The 22,144-nt window shown below is 67.2% G+C and carries 19 protein-coding genes, 2 pseudogenes and 1 riboswitch; of the genes and pseudogenes, 8 read left to right on the plus strand and 13 right to left on the minus strand.

Annotated features, from left to right (window positions below; translation table 11 throughout):
- From AB4Y43_RS11345 to cobG, 4 genes and pseudogenes are all read right to left on the minus strand, one after another.
- Positions 1-1,058 (minus strand): annotated as a pseudogene (locus AB4Y43_RS11345) (cobalamin biosynthesis protein CbiG); the annotation flags it as partial.
- Positions 1,046-1,777 (minus strand): precorrin-2 C(20)-methyltransferase, encoded by a 732-nt coding sequence (locus AB4Y43_RS11350; protein WP_368602863.1) that lies wholly within the window; start codon positions 1,775-1,777, stop codon positions 1,046-1,048. The pseudogene AB4Y43_RS11345 and the gene AB4Y43_RS11350, both read right to left, overlap by 13 nt.
- Positions 1,778-2,404 (minus strand): precorrin-8X methylmutase, encoded by a 627-nt coding sequence (locus AB4Y43_RS11355; protein WP_368727824.1) that lies wholly within the window; start codon positions 2,402-2,404, stop codon positions 1,778-1,780. It abuts the gene before it with no gap.
- On the minus strand, positions 2,397-3,794 hold the full coding sequence (cobG, locus tag AB4Y43_RS11360) for a precorrin-3B synthase (protein WP_368727825.1): 1,398 nt from the start codon (positions 3,792-3,794) through the stop codon (positions 2,397-2,399). The genes AB4Y43_RS11355 and cobG overlap by 8 nt, the downstream gene beginning before the upstream one ends.
- A gap of 95 nt (positions 3,795-3,889) precedes the next feature.
- A riboswitch (cobalamin riboswitch) is annotated at positions 3,890-4,077 on the minus strand.
- Between the two features lie 129 nt (positions 4,078-4,206).
- Between cobG and cbiE the strand changes: the two genes are divergently transcribed.
- From cbiE to cobM, 3 genes are read left to right on the plus strand one after another with little or no spacing between them, the layout of a single operon-like run.
- Positions 4,207-5,433 (plus strand): precorrin-6y C5,15-methyltransferase (decarboxylating) subunit CbiE, encoded by a 1,227-nt coding sequence (gene cbiE, locus AB4Y43_RS11365; protein ID WP_368727826.1) that lies wholly within the window; start codon positions 4,207-4,209, stop codon positions 5,431-5,433.
- Positions 5,430-6,173 (plus strand): cobalt-precorrin-6A reductase, encoded by a 744-nt coding sequence (locus AB4Y43_RS11370; protein ID WP_368602867.1) that lies wholly within the window; start codon positions 5,430-5,432, stop codon positions 6,171-6,173. Before cbiE ends, AB4Y43_RS11370 begins: the two co-directional genes overlap by 4 nt.
- Positions 6,170-6,907: a precorrin-4 C(11)-methyltransferase gene (gene cobM, locus AB4Y43_RS11375; protein ID WP_368727827.1), complete on the plus strand. Its 738-nt coding sequence runs from the start codon at positions 6,170-6,172 to the stop codon at positions 6,905-6,907. Before AB4Y43_RS11370 ends, cobM begins: the two co-directional genes overlap by 4 nt.
- Here cobM and AB4Y43_RS11380 read toward each other — a convergent pair.
- The gene (locus tag AB4Y43_RS11380; RefSeq protein ID WP_069266231.1) at positions 6,904-7,350 is read right to left on the minus strand and encodes a MarR family winged helix-turn-helix transcriptional regulator; all 447 of its coding nucleotides are present in this window, start codon (positions 7,348-7,350) and stop codon (positions 6,904-6,906) included. The two genes, cobM and AB4Y43_RS11380, sit on opposite strands and share 4 nt — an antisense overlap.
- Positions 7,351-7,453: 103 nt before the next feature.
- Here AB4Y43_RS11380 and AB4Y43_RS11385 point away from each other — a divergent pair, with 103 nt between their 5' ends.
- Entirely contained in the window at positions 7,454-7,819 is a 366-nt protein-coding gene (locus AB4Y43_RS11385) for a hypothetical protein (protein WP_069266232.1), read from the plus strand.
- A gap of 13 nt (positions 7,820-7,832) precedes the next feature.
- Positions 7,833-8,450 (plus strand): glutathione S-transferase family protein, encoded by a 618-nt coding sequence (locus AB4Y43_RS11390; RefSeq protein WP_368727828.1) that lies wholly within the window; start codon positions 7,833-7,835, stop codon positions 8,448-8,450.
- 61 nt (positions 8,451-8,511) lie between these two features.
- Here AB4Y43_RS11390 and AB4Y43_RS11395 read toward each other — a convergent pair whose 3' ends face one another.
- Positions 8,512-9,987, minus strand: a complete 1,476-nt coding sequence (locus tag AB4Y43_RS11395; RefSeq protein ID WP_069266234.1) for a sodium:solute symporter — start codon at positions 9,985-9,987, stop codon at positions 8,512-8,514.
- A complete protein-coding gene (locus AB4Y43_RS11400) occupies positions 9,984-10,199 on the minus strand; it encodes a DUF3311 domain-containing protein (protein ID WP_028205546.1) in 216 nt (71 codons plus the stop codon). The genes AB4Y43_RS11395 and AB4Y43_RS11400 overlap by 4 nt, the downstream gene beginning before the upstream one ends.
- Before the next feature lie 245 nt (positions 10,200-10,444).
- Here AB4Y43_RS11400 and AB4Y43_RS11405 point away from each other — a divergent pair, with 245 nt between their 5' ends.
- Positions 10,445-11,119: a MarC family protein gene (locus AB4Y43_RS11405; RefSeq protein WP_368727829.1), complete on the plus strand. Its 675-nt coding sequence runs from the start codon at positions 10,445-10,447 to the stop codon at positions 11,117-11,119.
- 62 nt (positions 11,120-11,181) lie between these two features.
- Positions 11,182-12,015, plus strand: coding sequence for a class II glutamine amidotransferase (locus tag AB4Y43_RS11410; RefSeq protein WP_069266236.1), 834 nt, complete (start codon positions 11,182-11,184; stop codon positions 12,013-12,015).
- Between the two features lie 34 nt (positions 12,016-12,049).
- Here the strand turns inward: AB4Y43_RS11410 and AB4Y43_RS11415 are convergent, their stop codons facing one another.
- The 4 genes and pseudogenes from AB4Y43_RS11415 to treF all read right to left on the minus strand — a co-directional run bounded on the left by AB4Y43_RS11415 (position 12,050) and on the right by treF (position 17,824).
- Complete coding sequence (locus AB4Y43_RS11415; RefSeq protein WP_256094835.1) at positions 12,050-14,020, minus strand: PAS domain S-box protein; 1,971 nt, start codon at positions 14,018-14,020, stop codon at positions 12,050-12,052.
- 89 nt (positions 14,021-14,109) lie between these two features.
- Positions 14,110-15,069, minus strand: a complete 960-nt coding sequence (locus AB4Y43_RS11420; protein ID WP_342946444.1) for a glycosyltransferase — start codon at positions 15,067-15,069, stop codon at positions 14,110-14,112.
- Positions 15,070-15,276: 207 nt separating this feature from the next.
- On the minus strand, positions 15,277-15,960 hold the full coding sequence (locus AB4Y43_RS11425) for an HAD family hydrolase (protein ID WP_069266238.1): 684 nt from the start codon (positions 15,958-15,960) through the stop codon (positions 15,277-15,279).
- A 100-nt stretch (positions 15,961-16,060) separates the two neighbouring features.
- Positions 16,061-17,824, minus strand: a pseudogene (treF, locus tag AB4Y43_RS11430) (alpha,alpha-trehalase TreF).
- A gap of 320 nt (positions 17,825-18,144) precedes the next feature.
- Here treF and AB4Y43_RS11435 point away from each other — a divergent pair.
- Positions 18,145-19,317 carry a 4-hydroxybenzoate 3-monooxygenase gene (locus AB4Y43_RS11435; protein ID WP_368727830.1) on the plus strand — a complete coding sequence of 391 codons (1,173 nt, stop codon included), beginning with the start codon at positions 18,145-18,147 and terminating at the stop codon, positions 19,315-19,317.
- An 82-nt stretch (positions 19,318-19,399) separates the two neighbouring features.
- Here the strand turns inward: AB4Y43_RS11435 and AB4Y43_RS11440 are convergent, their stop codons facing one another.
- Together AB4Y43_RS11440 and AB4Y43_RS11445 are read right to left on the minus strand one after the other, a co-directional pair.
- On the minus strand, positions 19,400-20,452 hold the full coding sequence (locus AB4Y43_RS11440; RefSeq protein WP_368727831.1) for an Ldh family oxidoreductase: 1,053 nt from the start codon (positions 20,450-20,452) through the stop codon (positions 19,400-19,402).
- Positions 20,453-20,493: 41 nt separating this feature from the next.
- Positions 20,494-21,990: a DASS family sodium-coupled anion symporter gene (locus AB4Y43_RS11445; protein WP_368727832.1), complete on the minus strand. Its 1,497-nt coding sequence runs from the start codon at positions 21,988-21,990 to the stop codon at positions 20,494-20,496.
- Positions 21,991-22,144 lie beyond the last annotated feature (154 nt).

The raw sequence follows: 22,144 nt of genomic DNA on the forward strand, positions 1-22,144 counted from the left end.
ACATAGGTTGCATAGCCGACGATATCGGTGGCGCTGTCGAGCGCGGCGCGCGCGGCAGGCGTAAGCAGGTCGGCGCGGCCGGGGCCGAGGCCCACCACCGTGAGCTTGCCGCGCGCGCGGCCCAACGTGAGCGGGTCGAGCGGCACGGCCGCGCAGGCGAGGGCGACGCCGTCGTCGTTCGGCGTGTAGCGCTCGACGTCCGCCGCGAAGTCGAGGGCGGCGAGCGTAGCTTGCGCCGTGTTCTCCTCGCTATCGACGAAGCGCAGCGGTACGCCGAGTTCCGCTGCCGCCTGCGCGAGCGACGCATCGCGCATGTGCGCAGCAGGGGCGACGAGCGCCGCGAGCGCAAGCGGCGCGAGGCCGTGCGCATCGAGCGCGCGGCGCACGTTATCGGCAAGCGCCTCGCGTGGCGCACCCACGGCCGCGACGATGCTGCGCGGATGAATGACGAGGTCGTCGGGACTGCCGTCCCAGACATGCGCGCTCACGCGGATGGCATGGCGCGCCGCGGCCTCGCGTGGCAGATCGACATTTTCGAGCCACGGTGCGTGGCCGTCCACGCGTGTCGCTGCGCCCGCAAGCAGATCGGAGACGAAGCGCTTGCCTTGCGCGAGGCTCGCGAGCGCATAGCCCGCAGGCGGATTGAGCAGGCAGGTGCCGAAGCGCAATTCGCCGCTCGTGGTGATGGCGGGAGCAACCGCGAGCGCCGCGCCGATTTCGCGTGCCATGACGTTCACGCCCGTGAGTCCACCGAGCAGCGGCACGACGGCGCTGCCGTCCTCGGCGAGCGCGAGCACCGGCGGCTCTGCGCCCTTGTTGGCAAGGAGCGGCGCGAGGCAGCGGATCACGATGCCCGCCGCACACAGCGCGACGATGGGCAGGCCGCGCGTATAGCATTCGCGCAAATGCGCGCCAAGCTCGCTGAACGCGACATCGCCTGCCACGCGGCCCTCCAGCGCATGGACCTGCGCGCCTGGGTAAAGCGTCTGCACGCGCCGCGCCGTGGCGAGCGCGCCGGGCCCGAGAATGACGATGGCGGGCGGCGTCACGACTGCCATTTCACCCCCGGCACGACGAGCAGCGAGAAGTACGGCGAAGCCATCGGATCGACGTCGTCGAGCGGGACGATGCGCTGGTTCGCCATGGTTGCGCGCTCGACATACAGCGCGCGATGCGCGAGGTCCAGTTCGCCCAGCACGCGGCGCACCTTGTCGAAATTGCGGCCCAGCTTCATGATCACGGCGGCATCCGCGTCGGCCAGGCGCCGGCGCAATTCGTCCTCGGGCAGCACGCCCGAGAGTACGGCGAGGCTCTGGTTGCGGTAGACGAGCGGCACGCCCAGCACCGCCGCGCCGCCCAGCATCGAGCACACGCCCGGCACGACTTCGGCCTCGTAGTGTGCGGCGAGCCGGTCGTGCAGATACATGTACGAGCCGTAGAAGAACGGATCGCCTTCGCAGATCACGGCCACGTCGCGTCCGGCGTCGAGATGGCGCGAAAGCGTTTGCGCCGCGCCGTCGTAGAAGTCGGCGATGATCGCTTCGTACGAGAGCGGCGGTTCGAGCGCTTCGGTCGTCACGGGGTACACGAGCGGCAGGCGTTCCTGCTCCGCTTCGAGATGGGCCTCGACGATGCCGAACGCATTGCCTTTCTTGCCCTTCGCGACGAAATACGCGACCACGGGCGCGGCCTTGAGCAGGCGCAGCGCCTTGAGCGTGAGCAGTTCGGGGTCGCCGGGGCCGACGCCAATGCCGTGCAGACGTCCTTTGCGGATCATTTATTCGGTCTCCGAAGCGAGTGCGTTGACGGCGGCGGCGGCCATCGCGCTGCCGCCGCGGCGGCCGTGCACGACGACGAAGGGTACGCCGTGGCTTTCGGCTGCAAGCTGCGCCTTGGACTCGGCCGCGCCGACGAAGCCGACGGGAAAGCCGAGGATGAGCGCGGGGCGCGGAGCGCCGGCGGCAATCATATCGAGCAGATAAAAGAGTGCGGTGGGCGCATTGCCGATCGCCACGACGCTGCCTGCGAGATGCGGCCGCCACAGTTCGAGCGCGGCTGCCGAGCGCGTGTTGCCGATCTCGCGCGCGAGATCCGGTACAGCGGGACCGTCGAGCGTGCAGATCACGGCGTTGTTCGCCGGCAAGCGCGCGCGCGTCACGCCATAAGCGACCATTTTCGCGTCGCAGAGAATCGGCGCGCCGCCCGCGAGCGCGTTGCGGCCCGCTGTGCCCGCGCCTGCGGAAAATGCGAGGTCGGCGGCCACATCCACCATGCCGGATGCGTGAATCACGCGCACGGCAAGTTTTTCGAGGTCGGCGGGAATGCGCGAGAGGTCGGCTTCGGCGCGGATCGTCGCGAACGACTCGCGATAGATCGCCTGGCCGTCGCGAATGTAATCAGACATCTTGGTTACTCCGGGGCCGCTGCGCGAGTGCAAGCGCAGCGGCTTCGATCGTCAGGTTGCGCGCGATGAGTTGGCCAAAGCGCTGGACGAAGCCGCTTTGCGTGTCGTCGCGCTGGTACAGGTCGTAGTGGTCCGGGGTGCTGGCGAGCAACGTGAACGGCGCGCAATGCGCGGCCGCGCAGGAGCGCTCGCAGCCGCTCAGGTGGGCTTCGGCGTCGGGCGGCAGCATTGCGGCGAGGCGCTGTGCGTCTGCCTTCGTGTCCGCGCGGCTTTTTGCACATCCCGTCGAGCCCGTGCACGCGACGAGGCGCGCGAGCGGGTCGGCGCGGGAGGCGATGAGACCGAGCGCGTCCAGGCGTTCGAGCGCGGCGTGCATGGCGTGCGCGGGCACATTCGGCAGCAGGACGCCTTGCCAGGGCGTCACGCGCAATGTCGCGTCGCCCGAGTCTTCCGCGAGCGCGGCAAGTGCGCGCAGCGTTGGCGCGTCGATACGGCCGAGAGCGGGCTGCGCGCCCACGTAGCCGCTGCCGTCGGCGTGCAGCGCGTATGCGCCGAGGCGCAAGCCGGCGGGGCTCGCCGCGCGGCGCCAAGCGGGCAGCGTGGCGTCGTCGCGCGTCAACGTGAAGTCGCCATGCTGTTGCGCGCGCTGTAGCAGCGCGTCGAGCGAATGAGTGGCGAGGACGTCGCGCATGCGTGTGGCGGCCGCGCCCGCGAGATCGAGGAACGCATGCAACAGCGCGCGCATCGATGCGCAAACGTCTTCGGCCGCGAGCGTGCCGACTGGCCGCGCCGTGGGGCGACCTGCGAGGCCCACTGCGAAGCGCACCGTTGCGCCATCATGCAGCGCGGCGAGCCAGATGTCGTGCGGATGCTCGAGCGTCGCCACACGTTCACCGCCGTCGAGTAGCAACGCGAACTTGGGCGAGAGTGCGGCGAAGCGTGGCTCGCGCTGCATCATGTCGATGAGCGCAGCGGCGAGTTCCGTCGTGTCCCACAACGCGTCAGGGTCGAGGCCCGCGAGCGGGCTCAGCATCACGTTGCGCAATTCGTCGGCGGCGCATGCACGCTCGACCGGGCTCGCGGCGTCGATGCCGGCAGGGCCGAGGCCTGCGTCGATCAGCGCGGCGCTCAATGCCGCTTCTTCGCCGGCGCGCACGCCGCGAATCTGCACGTTCGCGCGATTGGTCAGTTCGAGTACGCCGTTCGCGTGCGTCGACGCTGCGTCGGCGAGGGCCCGCGCACGCGCGGCGCTCAGCGCGCCGCCAGGCAGGCGGATGCGGCACAGGCCGCCGTCGCGCGCCGCGACCACGCGCAGGAGCCCCGGGCACGCCGAGGGGCGGAGCACGGCCAATGCGGCAGCGGGCGAGACAGGCTTCGTTTCGTGTTTCAAGGCATTACCGGGTAAGCATCACGCTGGAGCGGCGCGTTGCCCGCACGGCAGGCGGGAAACGGCAGCGGTATCGGTACACCCCGTCCGATATGGGTTCGCGCGAACAGTCGGCCGGCAGGTCTCCTGGCTCGCAGGTCGTGAGCCGCATCGGCCTTCCCGGTAAAACCAGTGGCTCGGGTGGATGCGGTCTCGCTGCTCACAGTCGCGGGGCGGCCACAGCTTGCTGTGTTCCCTTTTTGCGATCCGGAGTTGGCGCTTCAGCGCTTGCTCCGGTCTCATGCAAAGCTGCCTTAACGGCACCGGCGGACACGGTATTATGCCCGTTTTCACGCGTGCTCCACCCCACGATCGGGCTGCGGGCCGTGGCGGTGTAGGGAAACAGGCAACCAAACAGGCAACGGCGGGAGAGCGAATGCAGGGCACGCAGGCATGGCTGACGGTGGTGGGCATCGGCGACGATGGATACGCGGGGCTCGGGCGCGACGCGCGGCGCGTGCTGTTCGACGCGGCCATCGTGACGGGTGGCGAACGCCATCTGGCGATGCTGCCCTCGCGCGTGCGTGCACGGCGCGAAGCGTGGCCCCAGCCGTTTAGCGTCGAGGCGCTGCTTGCGTACCGCGAGTCGAATCAGTCCGTATGCGTGCTCGCGAGCGGCGACCCCATGCTGTTCGGCGTGGGCGCGACGCTCGCGCGCCGCGTGGTGCCCGGTGAAATGCGCGTGCTGCCCGCGCCGTCGTCGCTCTCGCTCGCGGCGGCGCGCAAGGGGTGGGCGCTGCAAGATACGGCGATGGTCTCGCTCGTCGGTCGTCCGCTCGATGCGCTGCGCCGCCATCTCTACGCGCGCTCGCGCGTGCTCGCGTTGAGCGCGGATGGGCGCACGCCCGCGGCGCTTGCCGCGTTGCTCGCCGAAGCGGGCTTCGGCGCCACGCGTCTTGCCGTGTTCGAGCATCTGGGCGGCCCGCTCGAACGCCGCATAGAAGGCCGCGCCGATGCGTGGCACGTTGAAGAAGCCGCGGCGCTCAATCTGGTCGCGTTCGAATGCGAAAGCGATAGTGCGCAGACGCCCGCGCGCGGCTGGACGCTCACGCCAGGCCTCCCCGACGACGCCTACCGACACGACGGTCAGATCACGAAGCGCGACGTGCGCGCGCTCACGCTCGCGCGTCTCGCACCCACGCCCGGCGCGTTGCTGTGGGACGTGGGCGCGGGCAGCGGCTCGATCGGCATCGAATGGATGCGTTCGCACGCCGCTTGCCGCGCGATCGCGATCGAGGCGAACGCCGAGCGTCAACGCTTCATCGAGCACAATCGCGCGGCGTTGGGCGTGCCGGGTTTGCAACTCGTTGCGGGCCGCGCGCCCGACGCGCTCGCAGGGCTCGCCGCGCCAGACGCGGTCTTTATCGGCGGCGGCGTGACCGTACCCGGCGTGCTGGACGCGTGCTGGGCGGCGCTCGCGAGCGGCGGGCGGCTCGTCGCGAACGCGGTGACGTTGCAGAGCGAAGCGGCACTCGTGGCATGGCGCGCGCAGCACGGCGGCGCGCTCACGCGCGTCGGCATCGGCGAGGCGCAGCCGCTGGGCGGCTTCGACACCTGGCGTCAGGCCTTGCCCGTCACGCTTTACGAGGCCGTCAAGCCATGACGGCGCGCATCCTGCTGCTCGGCGGCACCGGCGATGCGCTGGCGATCGCGCGCACGCTCGGCCCCCAGCACGTCTACTCGCTCGCGGGCCTTGGCCGCGTGCCCGCCGATCTCGCCTGCGCGGTGCGGGTGGGCGGCTTTGGCGGAGCCGAAGGGCTCGCGCGCTTTCTCGCGGACGAAAACATCACACTGGTTTTCGACGCCACGCATCCCTATGCCGCGCAAATCAGCGCCAACGCGGCGCGTGCGTGCGAAGCGGCGCACGTGCCGTACTGGGCGCTGCGGCGTGCGCCGTGGCAGCCGCAGCCCGGCGACGACTGGCGCATGGTGAGCGGCTGGGCCGGCGTGGTCGAAGCGGTCATGCCGTTCGCGCGCCCGCTCTTCACGCTCGGGCGCGAGCCGCTTGCGCATCTGAACGAGGTGCCGGAGCATCAGCACTGGACGGTCCGTTGCCTCGAAGCGCATCCTGGCCACGCCCGTGCGCGCATCATCGACGCGCGCGGGCCGTTCACGGCCGTTGGCGAGCGCACGCTCTTTACCGAAGCGCGCATCGACGTCGTGGTCAGCAAGAACAGCGGCGGCGCGGCGACCGAAGCGAAGCTCGCCGTCGCGCGCGAAATGGGCTTGCCCGTGGTGATGATGCAGCGCCCGCCGCTGCCCGACGCGCAACGTGAATTCACGTCGGCGCAAGCGGCAATCGACGCGCTCGCGAACCCTATTCAGCGGAGTTTCCACGCATGACCGTTTTCTTCATCGGCGCGGGGCCGGGCGATCCTGAACTGATCACCGTGAAAGGCCAGCGCCTCGTGCGCAATTGCCCCGTCATTCTCTACGCGGGCTCGCTCGTGCCGCCCGCCGTGCTGGAGGGCCACCGCGCGCACAAGGTGGTGGACACGGCGCCGCTCACGCTCGACGAGATCGTCGCGTTGCTCGAAAACGCGCATGCCCAGGGCTTCGACGTGGCGCGCGTGCATTCGGGCGACCCGTCGCTCTATGGCGCGATCGGCGAGCAGATCCGGCGGTTGCGTATGCTCGGTATTCCTTATGAAGTCGTGCCCGGCGTGACCGCGACCGCCGCGTGCGCGGCGGCGCTCGGCAGCGAACTCACGCTGCCCGGCATTTCGCAGACGCTCATTCTCACGCGCTACGCCACCAAAACGTCGATGCCCGAAGGCGAGCAGTTAGGCGACCTCGCGCGTCACCGAGCGACGCTCGCGATTCACCTGGGCGTGCGCCATATCGCGCGCATCGTCGAGGAATTGCTGCCGCACTACGGCGAAGATTGCCCGGTCGCGGTGATCTATCGCGCGAGCTGGCCCGACGAGGAACGCGTAACGGGCACGCTCGCGGATATCGCGCAGAAGGTGCTCGCTACGGATATCGAGCGTACCGCGCTCATTCTCGTAGGGCGCGTGCTCGCGGCGGAGGGGTTTGCGGAATCGACGCTGTATGGGGCGCAGAAGCGCCACGACTAGGAAAGCGCGCGCAAGTGCGCGCGCAGCTTGTCCACCTCGCCCTCGGCGAACTCCTTTTCGATCTCCTCATGCGTTTGCTGCCATAGCGGAAACGCAGCATTGAGCAGCCGATGCCCCTCGTCCGTGAGGCTCAGCAGACGGCTGCGCTTGTCTTCCGGGTCCTGCTCGATGACCACGAGACCGCGCCGCTCCAGCGGCTTGAGTGCGGCCGTGAGGGTGGTGCGGTCCATGGCGAGCAGCGACGCCACGTCTTTCATACCGGGCGGATGCGGCCGGTTCAGCGACATCAGCAGCGAAAACTGCCCGTTCGTGAGATCGAGCGGACGCAGCACGTCGTCGAAAATGCGCGCGAGATTGCGTGCCGCCCGCTGCATATGCAGACACAGGCAGCAATCGCGCACCAATAGCGTGGTTTCGAAGGGAAGTTTCTTTGCGCGTGCCATGTTGCAATTATGTTGATATCAACCTATGCTGTCAAGGCCGGATGGGCGACATACCGTTGCTCCCGTTTTCAGACCAGCAACCAGACCAGCAGTTGGAGGACACATGAGCGATCAGAAACTGTTTCTCGCTGTTTTTCTCGGTACCAAAGACAACGCGCGCATGAAGGGATGGGCGGCGCTTTCCGAAGCCGATCGGCACGCGAAGGAAAAGGAGGGCATTGCGGCCTGGCACGCGTGGGTCGAAAAGCACAAGGCATCGATCGTCGATATGGGCGGCCCGCTCGGCAAGACGAAATCGATTGGCGAGCATGGCATCGCAGACACATCTAACGCGCTAACCGGCTATACCGTTTTCCGTGCTGCATCGCACGAAGAGGCTGCGAAGCTGTTCGAAGGCCACCCGCACTTTTCGATTTTTCCGGGCGAGGCCGTCGAGGTGATGCCCGTTCTGCCGATTCCCGGTGTGTGAACGGAGGCGCGTCATGAAACTCTATGGTTTTGCCGGCACGCGTTCGCAGCGCGCGCTATGGGGCCTCAAGGAAGTCGACGCCGATTTTGAATTCATCTCGGTCAATCTGCTCGCAGGCGAGCACAAGCGGCCTGAATACCTGCGCATCAATCCCGCAGGCAAGGTGCCCGTGCTGATCGACGGCGACCGCGTGATTCCCGAATCGGCTGCAATCGTGCTGTATCTCGCGGATAAATATCCAGAGAAGGCGCTGTTGCCCGCGGATCTCGACGAGCGCGCGCAGGCGTATCGCTGGACCCTGTTCGCGGTCACCGAACTGGAGCAGCCGCTCTGGAGAATCACGCGGCATTCGTTTCTGTATCCACCGGAAAAGCGCAGTACCGCCGATATCGAACTCGCGCGGGAGGACTTCAGCAGCATGGCCGCGGTGCTCGAAAGGCACCTCGAAGGACGCGAGTTCATCGTCGGCAACAAGCTTTCGGTCGCCGACTGCGTGACGGTGTATCTGATGGACTGGGCCCACGAAGTGCAACTGCTGGAGGGCTTCCCGCGCTTGCAGGCGTATCTCGAACGCCTCTACGCGCGTCCCGAGGCGCCGCAGCGCATCGCCGAAGCGCGCAAGGCGGCATAAATGGAAAACGGCCCAATCGGATCTCGCCGATTGGGCCGCCTCGCTACCGCGTTACGCCAACTCAATGCGCCCGCGCATGCTCATGATCCACATGCGTGCGCGGCTGCGTTACCGTACTCACCACCACTAGCACGATCACGTTCACGAACAGCGCAAGGAAGCCGATGTTGACGTCCTTGAGTGCGTCCGGCGCGAACGGAATCAGCTGAGCCACGCTCACATGCGTGAGCGTCGTGACGATCACCACCAGCACGCCCGCCACGATGCCGCAGAATGCGCCTTGCTTCGTTACGCGATTGCGCGCGGAGAGGCTGCACACCATCGCCGGGAACAGCTGCGTGACGAAGTTGTAGCCCATCAGGAGCAGCGCGACGATGGTGTCCCCGCCATTGAGCGTGAAGCCGACTGCCACGAGCGCGATCACCGGCACGAAGGCGCGCGCGAGCTTCGCGACTTGCGCGTCGTCCGCGCTCTTCGCGAGGCCGCCGCGATAGATGTCGTTCGCGAGCAGCGTCGAAGCCGTGGTGAGGATCATCGAGCCCGGCACGAGTGCGGTCAGCACGCCGGCCGCGCCGATCACGCCCACGAACCATGGATCGAACGTCTGCAGGGCGAGACGGAACAGCGAGAGGTCGATGTCGCCGCCCTTGAGGCCCGGCACCTTGAGCACGGCTGCGAAGCCGCAGAAGAAGACGAACAGCAAAATAAGCTGATAGAGCGGCAGGATCATCGCGTTGCGGCGGAAGATGCGCTCGTTCTTCGCGGTGTAGACCGACATGAACGTATGCGGCCACATGAAGAAGCCTAGTGCCGTGAGCAGCACGGTGGACTGGAACCACGTCACGCTCTGGCCGCGTGCCGGGAAGGTGAGGAAGCCGGGCTTGGCGGCGTCGATGGCGCGGAACATCTCGCTCAGGCTGCCATAGTGGTGAATCGGCAGGTAAATGCCGAGGAACACGGCGATGGCGAGAATCATCGTGTCCTTCACGACCGAGTTCCACGCGCAGCCGCGCACGCCCGAAACAATCACGTAAGCCGTGACCACGGCCGCGCCGATCCAGATCGCCGCCGTGGAGGAGATCGCGCCATACGAGGCCGTCGTCACGATGATGCCGAGGCCCTTGAGCTGCAGAACGAGATACGGCACGAGCGCGAGCACGCCCACGCAAGCCACCAGCACGCCCAGCGCGGGGCTCTGGTACTTGCGCGCGAAGAAGTGCGGCTGCGAGACGAGCCGGTGCTGCTTGGCGAAGCGCCACACGGGCGGCAGCATCCAGTACGAGAGGATGTATGCAAGCGTGCCGTAAGCCAGAATGTAGTAGACGGGCGCGCCCTTGCCATAGGCGAAGCCGCTGCCGCCGAGGAACGTGAAGGTGGTGTAGATCTCGCCCGCCATCAGCAGGAACACGAACGCGGTGCCGAAGCTGCGGCCGCCCACGGCCCACTGCTCGAGGTTCATGTCGTGCCCGCGGCGGGCGCGCATGCCGAGGTAGAGCGCGACGAAGGTCATCGCCGCGATGATGATGAGGGCGCTCATGATCGCACCTCCGCGTCCGCTTCGCCCGAGAGCCGGTTGACTGGGTCGAGCCGGTAGACGATCCCCATGATCACCGCGGCCAGCACCACCCACATGACGATCCACGCGAGCACGAGCGGCATGCCGAGCACGAGCGGCTCGGTGCGATTGACGAACGGCACCCCTAGCAGGATGCCGATAAAGGGCAAGGCAGCGAGCAACCGCAGTGACATGGCAACTCCTCTTTCATATGAGAAGAAAAGAAACGTCGCGTCGGGGTGCGAAGCCACCCACTCTATGCTTGTGAACGCGCCCCGTAAAGCCGCCAAAAATACTGAAGGGCTTGCCGTAAAGATTGGTGCAACGCGCCATTTTTCGCGGCATCGAGCGACATCGATCAGGCACGCCCGACGCCGATCCGGCTACACTTCTCGCAGCCCGGCGCGCTTTTTGCGCATGCCCTCAACGGATCGACTCCATGATCGAGAGCCTGATTTCAGACATCCTGTTCGGTTTCACCGGACTCATCAGCATCATCAATCCCTTGAGCGGTGCTTTTGTTTTTCTCGATCGCACCACAACGCTTACTGACGAAGAGCGGCGCCTGCTCGCCAAACGCGTGGCGATCAACGCGTTCTTCGTGCTGGTCGGGGCTTTTTTCGTCGGCACGCCCATCCTGCATTTCTTCGGTATTTCAATGGAAGCGCTGCGTATCGGCGGCGGCCTCGCCGTAGCCGTGGCCGGCTGGCAAATGCTCAACGCGCCCGAGCCGGAGCCCGCGGTCGATCATCCGGTCAAGCCCGTGAGCGCGAGTTCGGCTTCCGGAAAAGCCTTTTTTCCGCTGACCATTCCGCTCACCACCGGCCCGGGCTCCATCGCCACGGCCATTGCGCTGAATGCCAACCGCACGCACAAGCTTTCGGCGTGGCTGCTCTCGAGCTTCGCGTCGCTCGTGATCTCCGCGCTCGTCATGCTCGTGATCTATTACGTGTACAGCCGCGCCGCACGGCTTTCGCAGTACCTGGGTGTGGAAGGCACGCGCGTGGCCATGCGCGTGTCGTCGTTTCTGCTCCTGTGCATCGGGGTGCAGATCATACTGACTGGCCTGACCGGCTTTCTCACGCCGATCGCCGACCTGCGCGCCGCGAAGTAGCGGCGCCTGTAGCTCGTGAGCAGGCCGGCGTACACAAGCGTCCTCACGCGAAGGAGACCATCATGTGCCGCTGGCTCGCTTATAGCGGGAACCCCGTGCAACTCGAAACCGTGCTGTTTCACGCACGGCATTCGCTGATCGATCAAAGCCTGCATTCCACCAAAGGCGCGACCACCACGAATGGCGATGGCTTCGGCATGGGTTGGTATCAGGACCCGCACGACATTCCCTATCGTTACCGCAGCGTGCATCCCGCCTGGAACGACCGCAACCTGCGCGAACTGGCGCGCGCGGTGCGTGCGCCCATGTTCGTCGCGCACATTCGCGCGGCCACGCATACGCCGGTGCAGGAAACGAACTGCCATCCGTTTCGGCACCGGCGCTGGATCTTTGCGCACAACGGTCTGATCCGCAGCTATCCGCTGATGCGGCGCGACCTGCTGGTCGCGATCGATCCGGGGCGCTTCAATGCGCTCGAGGGGTCGACGGATTCGGAAACGATGTTCTATCTCGCGATGACGTTCGGCCTCGAAGTCGAGCCCGTTCTTGCGCTGGAACGCATGGCGGGTTTTGTGGAGGCAACCGCGCAAAAGCATGGCGTCGAGCCGGCGCTCAACATGACGGTTTGCGCATGCGACGGCGAGCAGATCGTCGCTGTGCGCTATTCGAGCGAGCGCAATTCCCGCTCGCTTTATCACACCACGGCGTTCCGGCATCTGCGCGAACTGTATCCCGACGACCCGCGCATCATCGCAGCCGGCGACGACGCGTATCTGCTCGTTTCCGAGCCACTTGGCGATGCGCCCGATGTATGGGCCGAAGTGCCGGAATCGACGGCCATTGTCGTGCGCGGGCCCGAGGTCGAATACCGGCCGTTCGCACCTATCTCACCTTAAGGCACCGTAACTCAAGGGCGCGACAAGTCGAACGTCACGCGCTGCGGCGCCTTTGCCTTGCCGCCGCAAGCGCGAGCACCTCGTCGAACAGCGTGACGTCCACGGGCTTCACGAGATGCATCTCGAAGCCCGCTTCGTGCGTGAGCTCGATGTCGGCAGCCTGGCCGAAGCCGGTCATCGCGGCGAACAGCGTGTGCTTGAGTGGCGGCAGCGCGCGCAGGGCACGCAGCGTCGCGTAGCCGTCGATCTCGGGCATGGCGATGTCGATGAGCGCGGCGTCCGGCGTGAAGCCGTCCACTTCCTCGCGCGCGTGGGCGGCGCTGTAGGCCACGCGCACGTCGTGCCCTTTGAGTTCGAGCAGCATGGCGAGGCTGTCGGCCGAATCGCGGTTGTCGTCGACCACGAGCACGCGCAGCGGCGGCACGCCGGCTTCGGCCAGCGCGGCAAGCTCGGCCGTGTCCGGCGTGAGCGGCGGCGGCTGCACGGCATGCGTGGCCTCGCGCGCGAACGGCAGGCGGATCGTGAACGTGCTGCCTTTGCCGGGCCCGTCGCTTCTGGCGGAGATGGTGCCGCCATGCAGCTCGACGAGCGAGCGGCACAGCATGAGGCCGATGCCGAGCCCGTTTTCCGTGGGCCCCGGCGCCGAGCGGTCCTGGCTGAAGAGGCCGAAGATCGACTCGTATGTGCCGGGCCGCAGGCCGCGGCCTTCGTCGCGCACCTGGATCTGCACGGCGCGCGCGGCGGAACGCACGTCCACGACGATGCGGCTGCCGTCGGGCGAGAACTTCGAGGCGTTGTGCAGCAGGTTCTGCAGCACCTGCACGAGCCGCGTGTGGTCGCCCTTCATGGTGAGCGGCTCGTCGGGCATCTGCACGTCCACGTGCTGACCGCGTGCCGAGGTGAAGGGCTGCGCCGCGTCGATGGCGTGCGCGACCACTTCGTGCAGGTCGAGCGGCGCCTCGCGCAACTCGATCTTGCCCGACGTGATGCGCCCGACGTCGAGCAGGTCGTCCACGAGCCGGGTGAGGTGCACGATCTGACGGTCGATCATTTCGCTCGCTCGCTCGATCTCGGGGCTCGGCGCATCCATGAGGCGCATCGTGGCCACGGCGTTGCGCACCGGCGCGAGCGGGTTGCGCAGTTCGTGCGCGAGCAAGGCGAGGAACTGCTTCATCTGTTCGCTCGAATGCTCGAGTTCGTCGGTGCGGCGGCTTTCGGTCATGTCGCGCGTGACCTTCGCGAACCCCGTGAGGCGGCCTTGGCCGTCATGCACCGCGGTGAGCGTGACACTGGCCCAGAACATCGAGCCGTCCTTGCGCACGCGCCAGCCCTCGCTCACGACCCGGCCCAACTCCTTCGCGCGGCGCAGCTCGCGTTCGGGCTGACCGGCGGCGACCTCGTCGGGCGGATAGAACACGGAAAAATGCTGGCCGACGATCTCGGCCGGACGGTAGCCCTTCAGGTTGGTCGCGCCGGTGTTCCAGCTCACCACGTTGCCCTGCGGATCGAGCATGAACATCGCGTAGTCGCTCACGCTTTCCACGAGCAGGCGAAAGCGCTCTTCGGAAAGACGCAGCGCTTCGACCTGGCGGCGTTCGGCGGTGAGGTCGCGCGTGACCTTGGCAAAGCCGGAGAGCGAGCCGTCGCTCTCGTGCAGCGCGGTGATGACGACGTTGGCCCAGAACATCGAGCCGTCCTTGCGCACGCGCCAGCCTTCGTCGTTGAAGCGTCCGTGCAGCGCGGCCTGCTCCAGCTCGTGATCGGGCCAGCGGCGCGCGTTGGCTTCGTCGGTGTAAAAACGCGAGAAATGCTGGCCGATGATCTCGTGCGCTTCATAGCCCTTGATGCGGGCCGCGCCGCGATTCCAGCTCACGATGTAGCCGCGCGTATCGAGCAGGAAGATCGCGTAGTCCTCGATCGGCTCCACGAGCGCCTCGAAGCGGCGTTCGTGGTGGCTTTCGGCGACGGTGTTTTGCTGGGCGATGCCGGGGTCGGGCGTCGTCATGGTCCTCGGGTCTGTCATAGGGCCTGTTCACAAGATTGACAGGCTCCGGCCTCCTGAATGGACGGCCCGCACGCAGCGGGCGTCGCAGCTTACCACGCGCGCTGCCCTGAGCGGTCGTACTTTTCGGCCATTGCCGGAATGCCCGCGCGCACGTGGCGTTCCGCGCGGCGTACCTGGCGGGTGAGCAGCACGACGTGCGGCGGCACCACGCGGCGTGCGCGCAACGTCCAGAACGCGCCGCGCAGCAGCGCCACGCCCGCGGGCCCGAGCGAGCGCTGGCGCGCGAACACGGCGAGCGCACGGCCGGTCGCCGCGATCGCATCGCGCGCGGGCAATCGCATCCACGCCACCCAGGCGGTGTTGCGCGCGAGCGAGCATTGCTGCGCGCGCGTGAACCAGCGGTAAAGCGGCTCGCGATGCGCGAGCGCCTGCTCGCAATAAACGATCTGGTGGCCGGCCGACAGCATGTCGAGCGCGGCAAGCTCTTCGGCGCCGCCGTGTGACAGCCGCTCCTCGTAGCCGCCGAGCGCGTGGAACACGGCCGCGCGGAAAATGCACGCGCCGGCCATGAAGTTCGCGAGCGCAGGCCCGGCTTCGCCTTCCGTACCCGGCGACGTGGCGGCGAGCATCAGGCAGGCGGGGTGAATTTCGCGCTCGTCGCCGCTCACCACGCGCGCGTTGAGCACGGCCACCTGCGTGTGGGCGTCGAGCAGGTGCGCCGCACGCGCGAGCGCGCCGGGCGCGAACCAGGTGCTGTCGTCGCAGCACGCGACATAGTCGGTGCGCGCGAGCAGCACGGCGCGATTGAAACCGGCCATGCCGTGATCGCCCAGCGACTGGACGATGCGCACTTGCGGAAAGAGCGACGCCAGCAGGGAGACGGTGGAATCGGTGGAGCCGTTGTCGGCCACGATGACGTCCGGGTGTTCGGGAAGGGCGGTGAGGCGCGCGACGGTATCGACGGTTTGACGTACATGATTGCGCGTGAGGACGACCACCGTCACGCGCGGCGCGCTGGGAGTTCCGGGGGCAGGGGCGGAGTCGTTCATCGCAGCAGGCGGCGGGAGCCGGCCGGTGAGTTGTCGAATTGACCTATGTCAGCATACGCCGATGGCGCGCGACATGCAGTACATGACGTGCGCCAGAGGCGGGGCGGCGCAGCCGCGGTGCTGCACTGCACAGCCGAGAGCTGCGCAATTTTCGCGCCGCGTGCGGCGGCGCGCGCAATCAGTCCGAGCGGCGGCTCGATCAGCGGCTCAATCGCGAGCGCAGACTTCGTCGAGGTGGTCGAGCAGGTCGGCGGGATCTTCGTACACGCGTAGCGCGCCCGCGCGTTGCAGCTCCTCGGTGCCGTAGCCGCCCGACTGCAGGCCGATGCCGAGCGCGCGGCAGCGTTGGGCCGCTAGCATGTCCCAGACGCTGTCGCCCACCACGAGGCAGCGCTCGATCGGCACGTTCAGCCGCAGCGCCGCGGCGACGAAAAGATCGGGGTCGGGCTTGGCGTGGCGCACTTCGTCGCGCGTGACCACCGTCGTGACGGACGGGTCCACGCCGAGCGCCTGCAGGTTCACGGACGCCGTGGCGAGCCGCCCGCTCGTGGCGATCGCCCAGGGCACTTGCGCCGCGCTGAGGGTGTCGAGCAGCGCGCGGGCGCCGGGCAGCGGGCGCACCTGGTCGGCGTGGCGGCGGTAGGCGTCGGCGTGTAGTTTTTGCAAGCGCGCGATGCGCTCGGGGGCGATCGACTCGTGGGCCTCGTGGGTCTCGCGCAGCAACTGGTTCATGAAGAGACCGCCGCTCATGCCGATGCGCCGGTGAATGCGCCACACCGAGAGCTCGATGCCGTCCGCGTCGAGCGCTTCCTTCCATGCGAGCACATGCTGATACACGCTGTCGACGAGCGTACCGTCGAGGTCGAACAAAAAGGCCGTTTCGTTGCGCATGGGGGGCTCCTGGTTGCTATACGACGATTACGCTGCGGTGGCGCAAAAAGTGTACGCCGCGCGCCGCCGGCGTGCGGCGCGGCGGGCGCGCGGCGGCGCCTCAGGGCGTGCTGGCGGCGGCCGCGGCGGACGCCGCCGGTGCGCCTTGCGCGGCGCCCGTCTGCGGATACATCTGCAGCAGCACGCGCAGGACGCCGTTGGTCCATCCAAAGCCGTCCTGCAGCGGATATTCGCCGCCGCCTGCCGACGAGGCCTTCGTGGCCGACGCGCTCACGTCGTACTTCTCGACGAGCTTATGCGTGCGCGCGTAGTAGGCGAGATTCGTCGCGATCCAGCGCGTGGCGATTTCCTGCGCGAGGTCCTGTGCGCCGTAGCGGCGCAGCCCCATGACCGCGAGATATTGCAGCGGCGCCCAGCCGTTCGGCTCGTCCCATTGCTGGCCGGTCGCGACCTGGGTGGTGGCGAGGCCGCCGGGGCGCAGCAGCCCGGCGCGCACCGCGGCGGCCACTTCCTGCGCCTGGGCCTTCGTCGCCACGCCCGCATAGAGCGGATAGACGGTCGCCGCCGTGAGCCGGTGCGTGAGCGTGCGGTGCGCGAAGTCGTAGTCGCTGTAGGCATGCAGTTGCGGGTCCCAGAGCACGCGGTCGATGGCGTCGGCGCGTTGTTGCGCCCGCTTCGTCATCAGTTCGGCCTCGCGCGCGTCGCCCCTGAGGCCATAGGCCTTCGCGAGCGTGCGTTCGAGGATCACCATCAGCGAATTGAGGTCGACCGGCGCGAGCGAGGTCACATCGATAGTCGAGAGCGTTTGGCCGTCGGCGAGCCAGCGCGAGCTGTAGTCCCAGCCCGTTTCCGCGCCCGCGCGCAAGTTGCGCCAGAGGTCGGAGGCGTCGCGTTGCGGCGTGGCGCGCGCGGTCAGGATGTCCTCGCGGTACGACTCGTCGCGCGGGCGGTTGCGCGCGTCCCAGTAGCGGTTGAGCAGCGTGCCGTCGGGCAGGCGCACGAGGTGGCGCGCGGCGTGACCGGGCTTGAGCGTCTGCGCGCCGGCCATCCAGTAGTCGTATTCCTTGCGCAATTGCGGCAGGTAGTGGAGGTACACGGCGTCGCCGTCTTTTTCCGCAACGAGGCTCACCATCTGCGCGAAAAACGGCGGCTGCGAGCGGCTCAGGTAGTACGTGCGATTGCCGTTCGCGATGTGGCCGTATCGGTCGATCAGCGCGCCGAAGTTGCTCAGCTCGTCGAGCGCGAGTTCGTGGCGGCCGCTCGCTTCCAGGCCGAGCATGATGAAGTACTAATCCCAGTAGTAGATTTCGTTGAAGCGCCCGCCCGGCACGATGTACGCATAGGGCAGCGGCAGCAGCGACGAATACGGATTCGGCTTTGCGTCGGGGCGGCGGCTCAGCACGTTCCAGAGCGTGTCGATATGGCCGACGACATCCTGGTTCGGATCGGAAACGTAGTGATCTTCGGTTTGCGCCGGGGCCGTGAAGTACCGGTTCACGAACTGCGCGAGCGCGGCCTTGCGCGCGGCGCTGTCGTGCAGCCCCGCGTGTTGCTGGCGCCAGCGCTCGTAGGCGGCCGTGATCTGGCTCGGGCGCTCGTTGGGCAGTATGTCGGCAAACGTCTTGCCGTCGGGGAAGATCTGCGCGAGCTGCACGTCGTGATAGAGGCGGCCATAGAGGTCGGCGGGCGTGGCGGGCCGGCTCTCTTTTGCGGCGTCATGCTGCGCCGGCGAGCGAACCGGCATTGCCGCTCGCGCGGGCGTTTGTAATTCCTGCGCGTTGGCGGGTGCGCTAGCGGAGGCTGCGACGTCGGCTTGTGCGTCGGCGGCATGGGCGGTTTGCGCGAGCGGCCAGGCGAGGCACAGCGCAGCGGCGAGCGTGGCGGCAAACGGGACGGGGCGGGATGTCGTGGCGGATGTGGGCGTGCGGGAGCGGAACGGGAAGGACATGGCCTTAATGTTTTTGAGGGGCGACGAGCGCGCCAGTGCGCAAACCTGGGGCGCAGGCGAAGCGTGGCAATAAGCAATTTCCGTTCCGCACAATGGCGGTGCGAGACGGCTGGCGACTGCAGCACTATTCAAAATAGAGATAGTCCATATTCTCCATATCGCGTTGCGCGATAACGCGTGCTGCGGCGAAACTTGCCAAAAATCAATTCAAGCAACGCCGCATCAGGAGACATCTCATGCGCACCCAGGTTGGCATCATTGGCGCCGGGCCCGCGGGCCTGCTTCTTTCCCATCTTCTGCATTTGCGTGGCATCGACTCGGTCGTGATCGAGCTGCGTGGCCGCGAGCAGATCGAATCGACCATACGCGCCGGCGTGCTCGAGCAAGGCACGATGGACGTGCTCACCGAAGCGGGCGTCGGCGAGCGCATGAAGGCCGAAGGCGCGCTGCATCACGGCTTCGAACTGGCGTTCGAAGGCAAGCGCCGCCGCATCGATCTCACCGGCCTCACGGGCAAAGCCATCACCGTCTACGCGCAGCACGAAGTGCTCAAGGACCTCGTGGCGGCGCGCGTGGCCGCGGACGGCAAGCTCTTCTTCAATGTCTCGAACACGTCGATTCACGGCGTCGAAACCAGCACGCCGTCGATCCGCTTCACGCACGAAGGCGAAGAGCACGAGCTGCACTGCGACTACGTGATCGGCTGTGACGGTTTCCACGGCGTGTCGCGCGCCTCGATTCCGGCGGCGCTGCGCCAGGACTACGAGCGCGTGTTCCCGTTCGGCTGGTTCGGTATTCTCGTCGAGGCGCCGCCCACTTCCGACGAGCTGATCTACGCGCGGCACGATCGCGGCTTCGCGCTCGTCAGCACGCGCTCGCCGAACGTGCAGCGCATGTACTTCCAGTGCGATCCGACGGACAACGTCGACAACTGGTCCGACGACCGCATCTGGGCCGAGCTGCACGCGCGCGTCGATTCGCGCGAAGGCCACCAGGTGGTGGAAGGCAAGATCTTCCAGAAGAACATCGTGGGCATGCGCAGCTTCGTCACGACCACGATGCAGCACGGCCGCCTCTTTCTCGCGGGCGATGCGGCGCACATCGTGCCGCCGACCGGCGCGAAGGGCCTCAATCTCGCGGTGGCGGACGTGCGCGTGCTGACCGCGGCGCTCGTGGCGTTCTACCAGGAAGGCCGCACCGATCTGCTCGATGGCTATAGCGAAACGGCGCTGCGCCGCATCTGGCGCGCCGAACACTTCTCGTACTGGATGACGCGCATGATGCACCGCCTTGACGACGCCACGCCGTTCGAGCAGCGCCTGCAGGTTGCCGAACTGGAACATGTCACCACGTCCCGCCCCGCCGCGACGGCGATGGCCGAGAACTACGTGGGCGCGGTTGCCGTGTGAGGTAAGCTCAACGCATGAAACGGCCGCGCGAGTCCCGCAGGGTTCGCGCGGTTTTTTGTTTACAGCGTCGCGTTGGATCGCCTCAAATCGCCGTAAGCGGCGCAATGCCCAGTTCGGTGGCGATGTCGGCGAACGGCTTTCTCACGGAGTCGGGCAGCGTGATCGTCTGCATGTGCCGCGCACGATTTTCCGCTTCGTACTGGCCGGGGTACTGCACCGGCTGCGACGGATCCTGCGGCGGGCAGCTGAGCAGATAGTCGAGGAACGATTCGACCTCCTGCGAGCGCCACGTCGTGTTGAAGTCCACCTGCGGATCGAGCACCAGCGCGAACAGATTGTTGGTCGCGACGCCATTGCGCGGGTTGTCCGGATGGATCGTGCCGCCGCCCGAGAGCACCCCCGCGAGCAGTTCCGCCACGAGACCCAGCGCATAGCCCTTGTGCAGACCGAACGGCAGCAGCGCGCTTGGCGGGTCGGCGAACAACACGTTGGGGTCGGTGCTCGGCTGGCCGTTCGCGTCGATCACCGAGCCGTCAGGCGCCGGCAGGCCGTTTTCGGCGAGCACGCGCGCTTTGTTCACGGCGATGGCGCTCGTGGCGATATCCACGACGAAGGGCGGCCGCCCGCCCGGCAGCGGACCCGCGAAGCACAGCGGGTTGGTCGTGAGCCGGGGCTCGCGTCCGCCGAACGGCGCGACGGTCGGCGCGCGATTGACCACGTTGGTGAAGGCGAGCAGCACGTAGCCCTGCGCCGCGACCATTTCGCCGTAGTGGCCCATGCGCCCCAGGTGATGGCTATGACGCAGCGTTACGATGCACTGCCCATGTTCGCGCGCGCGAGCGATCGCGTCTTCCATCACGACCTTGCCAATGTGCTGCCCGAAGCCGCTGTGGCCGTCATAGCCGATCAGGCTGCCGCGGTCGACGACGCGCTCGGCGCGGCCGTCTGCGGTGACGAAGCCCGCGGCCAGCACGCGCTTGTAGTTAGGCAGGATCGACAGGCCGTGGCTCGCGTAGCCCACGCGGTCGGATTCGATCAGATGGTCGGCCACGTCGGCGGCGATGTCTTCGGGCACCGAGACGTTCGTGAGCACGGCCGTGGCGAAGCGGCGTGCGTCGTCGATCCTGACTTCCATGAGCGGCTCCTTGCTAACCGTGCAGCGTTCGGGTGCAGTGTTCAGATCCAGCCCAGCCAGCGCCACCACGTCGCGGCGAACAGCAGCAACAACACATAGCCGACGACGGTCAGCACGATGCCCACGCGCGCAAACTGCTTCGCCGTGAACGTTTCGGTGGCGAGGCACACCATGTTTTGCGGCGCGTTGATCGGCAGGATGAAGCCGAAGCTCACCACGTAGCCGAGCAGCATGGTGAGACCGAGCCGGTTGAAGTCGCCCTGCATGGACTGCAGCACCGACACGAGAATCGGCAGCATCGCGGAGGTGAGCGCCGTTGCGCTCGCAAAACCGAGGTGGATGAGGATGAGGAAGGCCGAGAGAATCGCGAAGGCCATGAACGGCGTGGCGGTGTCGAGCCCCGTGTGATGCGCGACGAGGTCGCCGAGCCATTGGCCCGCTTTCGTCGTGAGCAGCGCCGTGCCGAGGCTGATGCCCACGCCGAACACGATCACCGTGCCCCACGGAATGCGGCTTTGCACGGTCTTCCAGTCCATCACACCAAAGCGCGGCAACAGCAGCAGCACGAGCCCCACGTAAGTGACCGAAGTGGTGTCGAACGGGTGCAGCTTGCCTTCGGTCGCCCAGAAGAGCAGCAGGCCGATGGACACCCCGAGCAGGCGTTTCTGCGGGCCCGTCATGGGGCCGAGTTCGCGCAGCGAGGCTTCGACGGCTTCCTTGCCGCCCGCGATGGCATCGGCTTCGGGCGGCAGCATCTTCAGCACGATGAAGAGCAGCGCCGCCGACATCACGATCGCCCAGGGCGCGCCCGCAATGAGCCAGTCGAGCCACGTGACGCGCGCGCCGAGCATCTTGTCCATGAAGCCCACGGTCAGCAGATTCTGCGCGGCGGCGGTCTGGATGCCGACGTTCCAGATGCTCGTGGCTTGCGCGACCACGATCATGATGCCCGCCGCGATGTTCGAGCGCTTGTCGACGCCGAACGCCGAGATCACGCCCACCATGATCGGCACGACGCACGCGCTGCGCGCAGTGGCGCTCGGTACGACGAGCGAGAGCACGATGGTCACGGCGACCGCGCCGATCAGGATGCGCCGCGTGGTGGTGCCGATCAGCGAGAGCGTGACGAGCGCAATGCGCCGGTCGAGCCCGGTGACGGTCATCGCCGCGGAGATGAAGAGTGCGCCGGCCACGAGCGCGAGCGCGGAATTGGAGAAGCCCGCGAGCGCCATGCTGATGGCTTTGTTGGTGCCGTAATCGACAGCGGGGTTTTCGATGGTGGGCGCGGTGCCCACGAGAAACGCCATGAGCGACGTGATGATGATGGCGCTCGCTTCGTACGATACGGCTTCGGTGAGCCACACGACCACGGCGAACGCGAGGATGGCGAGCATGCGCTGGCCGGCGGGCGGGAGGCTATCGGGAAGGGGCAGCAGAAGCACGACGACGAGCGCGACCACGCCCGCGATCAGGCCCACAGGTATGCCCTTCTTCTGCGGCGCCGCGCTCGCGTTGGCGGCTGGCTGGGGTGCGTTCATGGCGATGACTCCCTGTTGGGCATGCACGCGGCATGGCTCGCGTGTCGCTTCTGGCAGAGCGCATGCAGCATCGAAAAGCGGCGGTGTGGCGGCTTGCGAACGAGTCAGCGCATTCGCTTCGCGGATGGTACTGCCATTCGACTGATGAAGCGTT

Source organism: Paraburkholderia sp. BR10872, assembly GCF_040965835.1.
In the GTDB taxonomy this organism is placed as follows: domain Bacteria; phylum Pseudomonadota; class Gammaproteobacteria; order Burkholderiales; family Burkholderiaceae; genus Paraburkholderia; species Paraburkholderia nodosa_A.